The sequence below is a fragment of the Rhodococcus sp. IEGM 1241 genome, from assembly GCF_033142365.1.
Classification (GTDB): Bacteria; Actinomycetota; Actinomycetes; order Mycobacteriales; family Mycobacteriaceae; genus Rhodococcus_F; species Rhodococcus_F erythropolis.
In genome coordinates, this window is record NZ_JAWLSE010000002.1 from 417860 (window position 1) to 431681 (window position 13822).

At 64.7% G+C, this 13822-nt stretch carries 14 protein-coding genes; 5 read left to right on the forward strand and 9 right to left on the reverse strand.

From position 1 onward, the window contains the following. Positions 1-28: 28 nt before the first annotated feature. Positions 29-748, reverse strand: a complete 720-nt coding sequence (locus R4P70_RS11575; protein ID WP_317830837.1) for an aspartate/glutamate racemase family protein — start codon at positions 746-748, stop codon at positions 29-31. A 256-nt stretch (positions 749-1004) separates the two neighbouring features. On the opposite strand from R4P70_RS11575, the gene R4P70_RS11580 reads away from it, so the two are divergent. Then, positions 1005-1412, forward strand: coding sequence for a hypothetical protein (locus R4P70_RS11580; protein ID WP_021333455.1), 408 nt, complete (start codon positions 1005-1007; stop codon positions 1410-1412). Continuing rightward, positions 1409-1789, forward strand: coding sequence for a DUF3817 domain-containing protein (locus R4P70_RS11585; protein ID WP_003945334.1), 381 nt, complete (start codon positions 1409-1411; stop codon positions 1787-1789). Before R4P70_RS11580 ends, R4P70_RS11585 begins: the two co-directional genes overlap by 4 nt. Positions 1790-1852: 63 nt before the next feature. Here the strand turns inward: R4P70_RS11585 and rdgB are convergent, their stop codons facing one another. The 7 genes from rdgB to clpS form a co-directional block, all read right to left on the reverse strand. After that, a complete protein-coding gene (gene rdgB / locus R4P70_RS11590; protein WP_019749148.1) occupies positions 1853-2461 on the reverse strand; it encodes an RdgB/HAM1 family non-canonical purine NTP pyrophosphatase in 609 nt (202 codons plus the stop codon). A gap of 3 nt (positions 2462-2464) precedes the next feature. Beyond that, positions 2465-3250: a ribonuclease PH gene (rph, locus tag R4P70_RS11595; protein ID WP_003945332.1), complete on the reverse strand. Its 786-nt coding sequence runs from the start codon at positions 3248-3250 to the stop codon at positions 2465-2467. Between the two features lie 52 nt (positions 3251-3302). Next, positions 3303-4061 carry a cyclic nucleotide-degrading phosphodiesterase gene (locus tag R4P70_RS11600; RefSeq protein ID WP_007733274.1) on the reverse strand — a complete coding sequence of 253 codons (759 nt, stop codon included), beginning with the start codon at positions 4059-4061 and terminating at the stop codon, positions 3303-3305. A 97-nt stretch (positions 4062-4158) separates the two neighbouring features. After that, positions 4159-4818 (reverse strand): rhomboid family intramembrane serine protease, encoded by a 660-nt coding sequence (locus tag R4P70_RS11605; protein WP_317830838.1) that lies wholly within the window; start codon positions 4816-4818, stop codon positions 4159-4161. Positions 4819-4910: 92 nt separating this feature from the next. Beyond that, positions 4911-5978 (reverse strand): P1 family peptidase, encoded by a 1068-nt coding sequence (locus R4P70_RS11610; RefSeq protein WP_020970034.1) that lies wholly within the window; start codon positions 5976-5978, stop codon positions 4911-4913. Then, positions 5975-6565 (reverse strand): DUF2017 domain-containing protein, encoded by a 591-nt coding sequence (locus R4P70_RS11615; RefSeq protein ID WP_069147356.1) that lies wholly within the window; start codon positions 6563-6565, stop codon positions 5975-5977. The genes R4P70_RS11610 and R4P70_RS11615 overlap by 4 nt, the downstream gene beginning before the upstream one ends. Positions 6566-6621: 56 nt before the next feature. Next, positions 6622-6933 carry an ATP-dependent Clp protease adapter ClpS gene (clpS, locus tag R4P70_RS11620; protein WP_029255695.1) on the reverse strand — a complete coding sequence of 104 codons (312 nt, stop codon included), beginning with the start codon at positions 6931-6933 and terminating at the stop codon, positions 6622-6624. Positions 6934-7054: 121 nt separating this feature from the next. On the opposite strand from clpS, the gene R4P70_RS11625 reads away from it, so the two are divergent. Genes R4P70_RS11625 through R4P70_RS11635 form a run of 3 tightly spaced genes read left to right on the forward strand, consistent with a single transcriptional unit; the run spans position 7055 to position 11097 of the window. Continuing rightward, a complete protein-coding gene (locus tag R4P70_RS11625) occupies positions 7055-8395 on the forward strand; it encodes a nicotinate phosphoribosyltransferase (RefSeq protein ID WP_021344775.1) in 1341 nt (446 codons plus the stop codon). Beyond that, positions 8392-9039: an isochorismatase family protein gene (locus R4P70_RS11630; RefSeq protein ID WP_019749154.1), complete on the forward strand. Its 648-nt coding sequence runs from the start codon at positions 8392-8394 to the stop codon at positions 9037-9039. The genes R4P70_RS11625 and R4P70_RS11630 overlap by 4 nt, the downstream gene beginning before the upstream one ends. Before the next feature lie 9 nt (positions 9040-9048). Then, the gene (locus R4P70_RS11635) at positions 9049-11097 is read left to right on the forward strand and encodes an ATP-dependent DNA helicase (RefSeq protein ID WP_019749155.1); all 2049 of its coding nucleotides are present in this window, start codon (positions 9049-9051) and stop codon (positions 11095-11097) included. A gap of 68 nt (positions 11098-11165) precedes the next feature. Here R4P70_RS11635 and glgP read toward each other — a convergent pair whose 3' ends face one another. Continuing rightward, positions 11166-13766 (reverse strand): alpha-glucan family phosphorylase, encoded by a 2601-nt coding sequence (gene glgP / locus R4P70_RS11640; RefSeq protein WP_046378802.1) that lies wholly within the window; start codon positions 13764-13766, stop codon positions 11166-11168. Positions 13767-13822 lie beyond the last annotated feature (56 nt).

A 13822-nucleotide genomic window follows, 5' to 3' on the forward strand; every position in this document is an offset into this window, starting at 1 on the left:
GCGGGGCTTATTCGGTTCTAGATCAGGCTCAGCGCTTTCGAGCCTTGACCGGCGGGGTCATGTATGTCGTCCGACTCGGCGTCAGCCCCAGACGGACCGAGCTCTCCAACCACGTGATCGCCGACGCCGTCGGATCCACAACCGGAACGTGAATCCCTTTGCCATGCAGCCTGTCTCGGACTGCACTGGTCACACCGAGCATCCCGGTGCAACCGAGAACGACGGAATCGGCCTCGCCGTTCTGCACTGCCGCAGACGCCTGAGCGGCCAGTCGATCAATCAGTTCCTCCCGATCGGTGAGGCCAAGCACCGGCATGTCCACGACTCGAATACTGCCCAGCCGACTATCGAGCCCATACCGCCGAGTGAGCGATCGGAGCATCGGCACGACGTTCGGCAGGATGGTCACGACACCGACGCGATCGCCCAGACTCATCGCTGTCAGAAATGACGGCTCGAAGCCGCCGACCACCGGTGCGTCGATGATCTCTCGGGCGGCATGCACTCCGGGATCGGCGAAACACGTGATGAATACACCGTCGACGCCGTCGACTGCCGCCTCTTCGACCCGCTGCACGATCCCGGGGCCGGCCAGTGCCTCGTCGTACTCGGACTCGATGCTCGCCGCGCCAGAGAGCAGTGACACGACATCGACCGTCGTGCCGGGCGCCGCCCAGTGCTCCACCTCGTCTGTCACCGCCGGAGTCAGTGTGGTGTCGATGACCGGGCGAATCACTCTGATGTGCATGAAACACTCCCCTGCTTTCGGATACGCCCGAGGTTATCGATGCAGCACAGCCGGAAAAATGTGTTCAATGCCCGACGGTGCGGTGTTGGGTGGGCATAACGCACAGGTGCTGTGGCACGGCCTCTACGACACGCCGTGGCACGGCTTCTACGACACGCCGTGGCACGGCTTCTACGACACGCCGTGGCACGGCTTCTACGACACCGTGTCGGAGATCGCAGGGCGAGGCACTATAGCTCTCAGGTACCGTCTTAGTGTGTCCAAGAACGCTACTAAACGCCGACCTGCGCTGATTCTGCTGGTCATCGTGTCAGCTGCCGGCTGCCTCGCGCTCGGCTGGTGGCAGTGGGAGCGCTTCGAAGCCGTCGGAGGCTCGGGACAGAATCTCGGGTACGCGTTCCAGTGGCCGCTGTTCGCGGCGTTTGTCGTGTACGCGTATCGCAAGTTCGTTCAGCTCGAAGACGTGGACCCCGAAGAGGCCGAAGCCGAGGAAGCCGCCGCGGAGCCGCGTGAGATTCCCGCCGACCTCTTGCCGCAACGCCCGCAGGCCGAGTTCGACGATGTGAACCTCGACGTCGACGACCCTGAAGCCCGCCAAATGCTGGAATACAACGACTACCTTGCGCAGCTCGCCGCTCGCGAGTCCGATAGGAGCACGACGTGAGTACCGGTTCGGAAGCGAGCATCGCTACCCCCGCAGTCAACGCAGAAAAGCAGAAGAAGGTTGCGTCGGCGCTCGTCCGATACCGCGTTCTCGCCTGGATCACCGGTCTCTGGCTGCTGTTCCTGACCGGCGAGATGGTCTACAAGTACCTGATTCTCGACAATTCGGCGGACGCACCGTCGTGGTTGTTCTACATCGGCCAGATCCACGGCCTGTTCTACATGCTCTATCTCGTGTTCACGATCGACTTGGCGATCAAGGCCCGGTGGAAGCCCGGTACGACGGTTGCCACCGCGCTCGCCGGCACGATCCCGTTCCTGTCGTTCGTGTTCGAGCACAAGCGAACTGCCCAGGTGAAGCAGGCTTATCAGCTCTGAGAGTTTCGAAAAGTAGAGCCCTGAACGCAGACGCGTTCAGGGCTCTACTTTTCGAAATTCGGTTCAGCCGGCCAGTGCCGCCAGCGCCGGAACGAGTTGCACGAGCGCGCGCCCTCGATGTGACGCCGCATCCTTCTCGGCCGGGGTGAGTTCAGCGGCAGAGCGGGTGTCGCCGTCCGGACGGAAGATGGGGTCGTATCCGAAGCCCCCGTCGCCGGCTGGTTCTCGGCCGATCACCCCGCGCCATTCGCCGCGCACGACAGTCTCGTCGCCGCCGGGGATCACCAGTGCACAGGCGGAGACGAATGCCGCGCCGCGCCGCTCGTCTGGCACGTCTCCCAGCTGAGCCAGGACAAGAGCCGTGTTGGCGCCGTCATTTCCGTGAGTGCCCGACCATCGCGCGGACAGCACGCCGGGCATACCGTTGAGCGCATCGATCTCGACACCGGAATCATCTGCGATGCACGGCATTCCGGTTGCAGCGGCCCCGTCACGTGCCTTGGCGAGTGCATTCTCCTCGAACGTCGCCCCGGTCTCGGGGGCCTCGGGGAACGGCGGCACCTCGTCGAGCCCGACCAGTTCGATTCCGTTCACTCCAGCGGCGTCGAGCACCCGGTGAAGTTCCTTCAGTTTCTTGGCATTTCGGCTGGCAACCAGTACTCGTACGCTCACAGCTCAGGCACCGAACTTCTTTTTGGGTTCCGGATTCTTCGGTTCGGGTAGCACCCCGGGATACGGCTCGGCCAACGCTTGACGCTGGATCTCGAAAAGTTGCTCACAACCAGCCAGAGCGGAGTCGAGCAGCTTGTCCAGCGTCGAGCGTGGGAACGTGGCGCCCTCACCGGTTCCCTGGATTTCCACCAGCGTGCCGGTATCGGTGGCCACGACATTCATGTCGACCTCGGCGCGCGAATCCTCTTCGTACGGAAGATCGAGGCGCACTCGTCCGTCCACGACGCCGACGCTGACGGCCGCTATGCCACACGAGATGGGCTGTGGGTCGGAGAGCAGGTCGGCTGCGCGCAGGTACGTCACGGCGTCGACCAGGGCCACGTATGCCCCCGTCACTGCCGCGGTGCGGGTGCCACCGTCGGCTTGGAGGACATCACAGTCCAGGGCGATGGTGTTCTCGCCGATCGCAGCGAGATCGATGCAGGCCCGAAGTGATCGGCCAATGAGTCGACTGATCTCCTGCGTGCGGCCGCCGACCTTGCCTTTGACCGATTCGCGGCCACTGCGTGTGTGCGTGGCGGCGGGAAGCATCGCGTATTCGGCTGTCAGCCAACCCAAGCCGGAGCCCTTGCGCCAGCGGGGTACACCCTCTTCGACACTGGCCGTGCACATGACGCGAGTGTTCCCGAACTCGACCAGAACGGATCCGGCCGGATGACTGGTGAACCCGCGGGTGATCTTGACCGTGCGGAGCTCGTCGTCCGCCCTACCGTCTTCTCGTGTAGTCACCTTCGTGAGCCTAGCGGTCGCCCGGTCGGCACTGCATCGAATGTGAGGGGAATCAGATGTCGTAGACGCTTCCGGCGGAGACGGCATGGACCGGTCCGGAGAATTCGGATTTCGCTTCGGCGATCACGTCTTCGCGGGAGGTCCACGGCGGGATGTGCGTGAGGAGAAGTTCCTTGACGCCGGCGAGGGCAGCCACACGGCCGGCTTCCTTACCGGAGAGGTGAACTCCCTCGGGGCGATCCGGACTGTCGGTCCACGAAGCTTCGGAGAGCAACACGTCCGCTCCACGGGCGAGTTCGACGACGTTGTCGCACATACCCGTGTCACCGGTGTAGACGAGCACGCGGCCGTCGGCGCCGGTGATCCGGAAACCGTAAGCCTCGGGTGGATGATTCATCCGACGGGCGACGACGCTCAGTTCTCCGAACGTCACCGGCTCGTTCTCGGCCCAGAGCCGGACGTCGATGGTGTCGGAGATGTCATCCATCTCGCCGGCGCACTCGGCGGAGGACACTCCGATGCGGCAGGCCGTGTCGGTGGGGCCGTAAACCAGAGCCCGCCCGACCGGCGGGTTGGGGTGATAGCGACGCCAGACGAGCAGGCCGGGCATGTCGAGACAGTGGTCCGCATGAAGGTGCGAAAGCAGGATCGTCACCTCGCCCGGATCGGCGTATCGCTGCAACGCCCCAAGAACTCCCGGGCCGAAGTCGATCACGAGCGGCGGAGTTCCCGGTGCCGTGAGCAGGTATCCCGAAGCCGGTGAATCCGGACCCGTGACGCTGCCGGAACACCCCAGGACGGTCATGCGCATACCGGTCATGCTGCCACGTCTACCCGTCTGGAAAAAAGCTCTTGGTGGTTTTGGCGCGTCGAAGTCACACCGCAGCGAGGGTGTGACCCACGTCCGTTCAGAAACTCGGTGGTCGGACGGCCGGCGCCGACCCTGCGCGCTTGGCCCTCTCCCCCGACGTCAGCGCCCAGGCTGCCACCACGCCGCCGATCGCTCCGAACAGATGTCCTTGCCAGGAAACCCGTGGATCGCTCGGGAGAACGCCCCACAGCACTCCGCCGTACACGACGAAGACGGCAACGCCGATCAGGATCTGTGTGAAGCTCCGCGTGAAGAACCCGCGCACCAGCAGGTAGGTGACCCAGCCGAAGATCAGCACGGACGCACCGACGTGATTCGAGTTCGAGCCGGCGAACAACCAGGTCCCGACACCGCCGATCACCCAGATGATGCCGGTCGCCGCGAGTCCGCGCGCAATTCCCGACACCAGCACGAGGAACCCGAGGATCAGGACCGGAATGGTGTTGGCAATCAGGTGAGCCCAGTCGTCGTGCAGGACCGGGGCGAACAGGATTCCCCACAGGCCGTCGAGCGTGCGCGGGGTGACGCCGGCGTTCTGGACGTTCTGACCGGAGATGACATCCACGATCTCGATCACGTAGAGCAAGATCGTGAAGCCGCCCACCAACACGGCCGACTGCTTCCACACCGAGGGCGGACCGGATTTCGGTGCCGGCGTCCGGGTGCCGAAGTCCGGATTGTTGAAATCCATCGTCATCGTGTGCGTCCTCCACCGTCGATCCGGTTTTCTGATTCGGTCACTCGCGACCAGGCTCAATTCGAGATTACCGCCGATTCCAGGAGTGCTGCCTAGAGAAATGCCGACGGAAAGAGCTCGCGGTAGCTCGGGATTCCGGCTACCGACGTGGCGTCGAGAATCGCTGTGACGATCGCACGTTCGACAACCTGCGCCGAGGCGGCACACACCGCATCGAGTATCGGCAGATCGTTCGGAAAAGCGGCCGGAACCGCGATCTCCGAATTCGGAGTGTGATCGCCGGTGGCGAGCGCAAAGATCGTGTCGCCGTCGAGCGGCGAATGCGCGGGCCGAATCGCACGAGCCAGACCGTCATGCCCTGCGACGGCGACGCGTCGGCACCCGGCTTTTGTCAAGGCGGCGTCAGTGGCGACCACACCGATCGTGGTGTTGAGGACTGTTCCCTTGGCTGCAACGGCGTTGGCCGCCGCGAGTTCGGACGCGTCGGGAAGCCTGAGCCCGAACGACTCCGCCCCGTCCGAGCCGACGCCCCACGGCAAGCCTGTTCTGGGATCGAAGACCGAACCCACCGGGTTCGCCACGATCAACGCGGAGACCGTCGTACCCTCGGCCGGGCCGTCGGCGATCACGACGCTGGCCGTTCCCACCCCACCCTTGAGCGCTCCGGCTCTGGCACCTACCCCGGCGCCGACGGTGCCCGTGGCGAATTCGCGCGAAGCGGTGTCGGCAGCGAGGAATCCGAAGTCTCCGGTCGGACGAACGGTCCAGTCCCCCACCGGCAGATCGAAGATCACGGCGCCGGGCACGATCGGTACCACCTGACCAGGAGCACCCATCGCGATCCCGCGATCGTGTTCCTCGAGCCAGCGCATCACTCCATCGGCCGCGGCAAGTCCGTAGGCACTACCGCCGGTCAACAGCACGGCATTGACCTGCTGGACCGAATGGCTCGGGTCGAGTAGGTCGGTCTCGCGGGTACCCGGACCGCCGCCCCGGACGTCGACTCCGGCAACCACACCGGCCGACGCGAGCACGACCGTGCACCCGGTGGCTGCGCCGCTTCCGAGAGTGGCTCCCTCGTCGAGCTTGTGGTGATGGCCGACAGCGAGGCCGGCGACATCTGTCAGTGAATCAGTGGGCCCGGTCCGCGTCGTGGTCATGGCATGAGCGCCTGGACGAGGGAGTCCTGCATCCACGTCAACCAGTGATAGACGTCGAGATGCGGGGCGCGCGGGTCGTCGGGTTCGAGGCTCTCCGGGGTGTCGGCGTCGATGCCGAGATTGGTTCCGAGCGCGAGACGGACGTCGTTGAGCGAGGACAGCCACGCATCGGCCTGTTCCTGCGTGAGAACGACCTTGCCGCCGGCCTCCGGAAGCGAAGCCAACAACATGCGAGCGGACTCACGCTTGGCATCGATGATCTCGGGCTCGTGCAAACTGCGCAGCGCGCCGTTGACATTGGCACCGGCGTCGTCGAGATCGTCACTGTCCGGAGCGACCTTGTCCGGATCGGTGCGCTGGAAGTCGGGAAGCAAACGCGCCAACACCGGATTGTCGGGTGTCTCCGAATTTCCGGTACGAAGACCCGTCAGCGCGGCGAGCTCGTCTTGCGGCGCCGAAGACGCGCGCTCGTCGAGAAGCCCGGATACCGACTCCACGAGCGAGCGCAGAACCGCCGCCTCGTGGCCGTCCATCTCGGACTTGAACTTCACTCCGCCGAGTGAACTCTTCCTACTCCACGTCCGCACGCGTCGGACTCCCGTCTACGAGTTAGGCGAACAAATCGGTCGAAAAAGTGCTTTTCTCAGGTGTCGTCGCGTTGCATCGTGGCCCAGAGACCGGCAGCGTGGAGGCGACGAACATCGGCCTCCATCTTGTCGCGCGAACCGCTCGACACCACGGCCTTGCCCTCCGAATGGACCTGCATCATCAGGTCGGTGGCCTTGGCTTTGCTGTAACCGAACAACTTCTGGAACACGTAAGTCACGTAATGCATGAGATTGACCGGGTCGTCCCAGACGATGGTCACCCAGGGCCGATCTGCGGCTTCGATGGTCGCAACAGCCTCCGACTGCTCGGGCGTGGCTTGAGGAGAGGAAGCCGTAGCGCCTCTCATCGTTACGTTCGCCGAGTAAGTGCCGGACACGGTCGCGCCGCCGAAAACCATGTATCCAGGGTACGGCGCGACGAGAGGCGACAACACCCACCCACGTCGTCTCGCGCATAGAGTTGTGTGCGTGCCTACGCAAATTTCCGACATCCGCGACGCCGGTGCCAGCACCGCACTGCTCACCGATCAGTACGAACTGACCATGCTCTCGGCGGCTCTCGCCGACGGATCTGCCTTCCGCAACTGCAGTTTCGAGGTATTCGCACGGCGGCTGCCAGACGGTCGTCGCTACGGCGTCGTCGCCGGTACCGAACGCCTTCTCGACGCACTCGAGCAGTTCCGGTTCGGTGAACCGGAACTGGCGATCGTTGCGAGATTCCTCGACGACACGACCGTCGAGTGGCTGCGCAACTATCGATTCTCCGGTGACATCGACGGCTACCGCGAGGGCGACTTCTACTTCCCCGGCTCACCGATCCTCTCGGTCCGCGGAACGTTCGCCGAGTGCGTCATCCTCGAAACCTTGATTCTCTCGATCCTCAACCACGACAGCGCGATCGCTTCGGCCGCAGCCCGCATGGTGAGCGCAGCGGGCGGTCGACGGATGATCGAGATGGGCTCGCGTCGCACACACGAACAGGCCGCCGTCGCCGCTTCACGTGCCGCGTATCTCGCCGGCTTCGACGCCACCTCCAACCTCGAAGCCGCGCGGCGTCACGACGTACCCAGCGCAGGTACCAGTGCACACGCCTTCACTCTCCTGCACACCACCGAAGACGGTCCGGACGAGGCAGCGGCATTCCGCGGTCAGGTCGCGGCACTCGGCGTATCCACCACGTTGCTCGTCGATACCTACGACATCACCGAGGGTGTGAAAACGGCTGTCGCCGTTGCCGGTCCCGAGCTGGGTGGGGTTCGCATCGACTCCGGCGATCTCGGCGTTCTTGCTCGTCAGGTACGCCAACAACTCGACGATCTCGGTGCTACCAAGACACGCATCGTCGTCTCAGGCGACCTGGACGAGTACGCGATCGCGGCTCTGCGCGCCGAACCCGTCGACTCGTACGGCGTGGGTACTTCACTGGTCACCGGATCGGGCGCGCCCACCGCAGGCATGGTTTACAAGCTGGTCGAGGTCGACGGAATCGCGGTCGAGAAGAGAAGCACCAACAAGGCATCTCGCGGCGGCGCCAAGAAGGCACTGCGCGTGGTTCGCCCGACCGGAACGATCGTCGAAGAAGTCATCTACCCTGCCGGCTCGCCCGCTCCGGTTTCCGAGGCGGACGGCGCGACCGAACTGCTGATCCCGTTGGTTCGCGAAGGCAAGGTCGTCGAGAGCGCACCGACGCTCGAAGAGAGCCGCGCAGTTCTGAAGGCCGGGCTCGTGAGCCTGCCGTGGGAAGGACTCAAGCTCTCGCGCGGAGACTCGGCTGTACCCGTTCGATTCTCCGGAGGTGAGCACCAGTGAGTGCCAAAGCACTGATCGTCGTCGACGTTCAGAACGATTTCTGTGAAGGTGGCGCTCTCGCGGTCGACGGCGGTGCTGCGGTTGCGGCGGCCGTAAACGATTTCGTCAACTCCCATGAGTACGACGCCGTAGTCGCGACTCGCGATTTCCACATCGATCCTGGGGCGCATTTCTCCGAGACCCCAGACTTCGTCGACAGTTGGCCGATTCACTGCGTCGTCGGGACGGCCGGCGCCGAGTTCCATCCGGCGTTCGACGCTTCCGTCGCCGGTTCGGCGATCTTCTCCAAGGGCGCCTACAGCGCGGCCTATTCCGGTTTCGAAGGAGCAGCCGAGGACGGCACGACGCTCGAGGACTGGCTCCGCGCCCACAAGATCACCGACGTCGACGTGATCGGCATTGCCACAGATCACTGCGTCAAGGCCACGGCCATCGACGCGGCGCGCGCGGGATTCGCCACGACGGTCCTTCTCCCCTTCACCGCAGGTGTGTCGACTGCCACGATCGAGTCGGCATTGGTACAGATGCAGGAGGCGGGAGTGCAGCTGATCGGGCGAGACGAGGCGTCGTCGGATGAAGACTCGAATGCCGGGGAACTACCCCGGGAATCATCCGTGGACGTTTCTGACGTAGGGATCCATTAACCTTCGTGGGTGGCCGATCAACTCCCGAACGTTCCCGAACTGCTCCAGACAGCGGTGCGGTCGCTCGGCGGTGCCGAACGAACCAGTCAGCTGACGATGGCGTCGGCCGTGGCGCACTCGATCGACACGGGCGAGCATCTGGCCGTCCAGGCCGGCACCGGTACCGGTAAGTCACTCGCCTACCTCGTTCCGAGCCTGCGCCATGCGGTCGAGTCTGGGCGCACTGTGGTCGTGTCCACTGCCACCATCGCGCTTCAGCGCCAGCTCGTCGATCGAGATCTGCCACGGCTGGCCGATGCACTGAAGAAGCCACTCGGCCGACGCGCCGAGTTCGCAATCCTCAAGGGCCGCAACAACTACCTGTGCATGAACAAGATTCACACCGGCGCGTCGGAACAGCCGCCCGAGGACGAGTTGTTCGATCCGTTCACGGTCTCGCGTCTGGGCCGGGAGGTCGTCCGCCTCACCGAATGGTCCTCCGACACCGAAACCGGTGATCGTGACGAATTGGTACCGGGCGTATCCGATCAGGCGTGGCGGCAGGTCAGCGTCACCTCCCGCGAGTGCATCGGAAAGAACCAATGCCCGGTCGGTGAGGACTGCTTCGCCGAGCGCGCCCGCGTCGAGGCGTCGAAGGCCGACGTCGTCGTCACCAACCACGCGCTGCTCGCTATCGACGCCATCACCGGCATCCAGATCCTCCCTGACCACGACGTCGTGGTGATCGACGAAGCCCACGAATTGGTCGACCGCGTCACCGGTGTTGCCACGGCCGATCTCACAGCTTCTTCGATCAGTGCCGCGGCCAGGCGTTGCGGCAAGATCGCCGAAGAGCAGGACGCCGACCGACTCGAAGCCGCCGGCGAGGGTTGGGCGGGGCTCCTCGAGGAATTGCGTCCAGGTCGATGGGAAGGCCTCCCGGACGGTGCGGCGCCCGCACTGGCCGCGATACGCGACGCGGCCTGGTCGCTGCGCACCGCAATCGGTCCGGCCAAACCGGGCATGGCAGCCGCAGACCCCGAAGCCGCTGCAGCCCGCAACGCTGCGCTCTCGTCCGTCGACGACGTCCACGACAGTGCCGTGCGTATTCTCACCGCTTTCGACGAACCAGACCCGGCCAAGCGCAAGGACGTCGTCTGGCTGTCCTCGGACGAGTTCCGCGGATCGGTGCGGCGCTCCGTCCGGATGGCTCCGCTCTCCGTCGGCGGATTGCTGCGCTCGCGACTGTTCGCCGAATCCACCGTCGTTCTCACCTCCGCGACACTGACCGTCGGCGGATCGTTCGACGGTCTCGCCGTCAACTGGGGCCTTCCTGCGGAATCGTCGGTGCGACCCGACTCGGGTACCGCCATCGGCACTGAAGCACCTTCTGACGCTTCTGCTTTCCGCTGGAACTCACTCGACGTCGGGTCGCCCTTCGACCATGCCAAGGCCGGCATCATCTACATTGCCCGCCACCTGCCCACGCCCGGCCGCGACGGCCTCTCCCCGGTCTATCTCGACGAGATCGCCGAACTCGTCGAGGCCGCCGGCGGACGCACCCTCGGCTTGTTCTCCTCGATGCGCGCCGCCAAAGCCGCGTCGGAGGCGATGCGCGAACGCCTCGACACCCCGATCCTGTGCCAGGGCGACGACGCCACCGGCACCCTCGTCAAGGCCTTCGCCAAGGACGAACCCACGTCACTGTTCGGCACGTTGTCCCTGTGGCAGGGCGTCGATGTCCCTGGCCCATCGCTGAGCCTCGTCATCTTGGACCGGATTCCGTTCCCGCGCCCGGACGATCCACTGTTGATGGCTCGCCAACAAGCCATCGAATCCCATGGCGGTAACGGCTTTCTCAGCGTCTCGGCCAATCACGCGGCGCTGCTCCTGGCACAGGGCGTGGGTCGCCTGCTTCGCAGCACCGACGACAAGGGCGTGGTGGCCGTGCTCGATCCGCGTCTGGCCACGGCGAGATACGCGGGTTACCTTCGCGCATCGCTGCCGCCCTTCTGGGAGACGACCAACCCCGAAGTCGTCCGCAAGGCGCTCACCCGCATCCGCGACTCACGTCCCTGAGCCAGTTCTCACGCGGACACAATTCTGCCCCGGTACCGACCGAACGGACCGGGGCAGAATGCAATACGTCAGACGCTCGGAGTGGTCACCAACCCGAGTTCGGACGCATCGACCAACAACCGGTGATGCGGCAGCACCCGCACGGTGTATCCCACGGAACCGGAGACCGGAAGCGCAACCTCGGCTTCGAAGATCTCGGTTCCTTCCTCGGCGCCGAAGTGTGTCATCGGGAACGTCACCACGTCGGTGAGTTCCTCGCCCGGACTGACGCGTCCCAGGACTGCCTGGACCTGGACATCCGAGACCGACAAGCCGCCGAGGCGGACCTTGGCCTTCAACGAGATGGTCGCACCGATCTCCGGAGTGTCCGGCAAGCCGGAACCGTCCACCTGCTCGACGGCGACCGACGGCCACTGCGATTCGATGCGACGACGGAACTCGGCCACCTCACGCGCGCCGGCAAAATCGTCCGCCACTACCGCTCGAGCTGATTCCGCCGAAGGGGCGTAGTAGTCGACGGCGTAGTCACGAACCATGCGTGATGCCAACACCTTCGGGCCCAGATTCTCGAGGGTGTGGCGAACCCTCTCGACCCAGCGTGTCGGCAGATCGGCTGCATCACGGTCGTAGAACGTCGGCAGTACCGCGTGCTCGAGAAGTTCGTAGAGGGCGCTGGCTTCCAGATCGTCACGCCGCACGTCGTCGAGAACACCGTCGGCCGTCGGAATGGCCCACCCGTTCTCGCCGTCGTACATCTCGTCCCACCATCCGTCGCGAATGGAGAGGTTGAGTCCACCGTTGAGCGCGGACTTCATGCCGGAAGTGCCGCACGCCTCGAGTGGGCGAAGTGGGTTGTTGAGCCACACGTCGCAGCCCCAGTAGAGGTACCGGGCCATCGACATGTCGTAGTCGGGCAGGAAGACGATGCGGTGACGCACATCCGCTTCGTCGGCGAACCGTACGACCTGCTGGATGAGTGCCTTACCGCCGTCGTCGGCGGGGTGCGACTTACCGGCCACCACCAACTGCACCGGACGCTTCTCGTCGAGCAACATCGCACGCAGACGCTCGGGATCACGGAGCATCAGCGTCAACCGCTTGTACGTAGGCACGCGCCTGGCGAATCCGACTGTCAAGACGTTGGGATCGAAAACTCCAGTGGTCCAGCCGAGTTCAGCTTCGGTCGCGCCGCGTTCGAGCCACGACGCTCGGACGCGACGACGGACTTCGTCGACCAACTTGCCGCGCAACGCATTACGTGTTTCCCACAGTTCGGTGGCCGACAACTCGTGTAGGCGCTCCCAACCTCGCGCTTCTTCGAGTTGCTCCTGCCCCACGATCCGCCTGGCCACGTCCATCCACTCCGGCGCCGCCCACGTCGGAGCGTGGACACCGTTGGTGACCGATCCGATCGGCACCTCGTCGGCGTCGAATCCCGGCCAGAGTCCGTTGAACATGTCGCGACTGACGATGCCGTGCAACTTCGAGACGCCATTGGCTCGCTGGCCCAGGCGAAGACCCATGTGCGCCATGTTGAAGATCGACGGATCAGATTCGCGCCCCATCCCGACGATGCGGTCGACGGTCAGTCCGGGAAGCAAACTCGATTCGTTCTCGCCGTTCGCTCCGCCGAAGTAGTGACGGACCAGATCTGCCGGGAAGCGGTCGATTCCGGCGGGAACCGGAGTATGCGTCGTGAAGACCGTTCCGGCGCGGACCGCGGCCAGAGCCGAATCGAAGTCCAGACCGCTGGTGGTCACAAGTTCCCGAATCCGTTCGATGCCGAGGAATCCGGCATGCCCCTCGTTCATGTGGAAAACCTCGGGATCGGGCAATCCGTACGCCGCGGTGTAGGCACGCACCGCACGGACGCCGCCGATACCTGCGAGGATCTCCTGCTTGATGCGGTGATCCTGGTCCCCACCGTAGAGACGGTCAGTGACGCCGCGCAGATCCGCGTCGTTCTCGGCGATGTCGGAATCGAGCAGCAGCAACGGCACTCGTCCGACCTGAGCGATCCACACTCGCGCACGCAGCACTCGGCCACCGGGCATGGCGACGTGAATGACGACCGGCGATCCGTCGTCGGACGCCGGACCTGCGTCCGTCAGCAAACGAAGAGGCAACCCTTGAGGGTCGTGCGGCGGGTAGTGCTCGGCCTGCCAACCGTCGGCAGTCAGTGACTGGCGGAAGTAGCCGGATCGGTAGAGCAGTCCGACGCCGATGAGCGGCAGCCCGAGGTCGGACGCGGCCTTGAGGTGATCGCCCGCGAGGATGCCCAATCCGCCGGAGTAGTTGGGCAGAACTTCGCTGACTCCGAACTCCATGGAGAAGTACGCAATTCCGCCGGCCAACGATGTGCCCTTGGCCTGCTGGGACTGATACCAGCGCGGCGTGCTCAGATAGGCATCGAGATCGGCTGCTGCAGTGTCGAGGTCACCGAGAAATGCCTCGTCACTGCTGAGTTCGTCGAGACGGGTGGGGTTGACTTCCCCGAGCATGCGGACCGGATCGAACTGGACTGCTTGCCAGAGTTCGGGGTCGAGTCGCGAGAACAGATCCTGTGTCTCGGGATGCCACGACCACCGAAGGTTGGTGGACAGGGGGCCGAGCGCGGCAAGGCGCTCCGGAATGTGGGCTCGGACAGTGAACCGACGCAAGGCTTTCACCCCGCGAACCCTAGTCGAGTTCCTTGCACTCTGTCCGGTGGAACCGAACGCCCGAG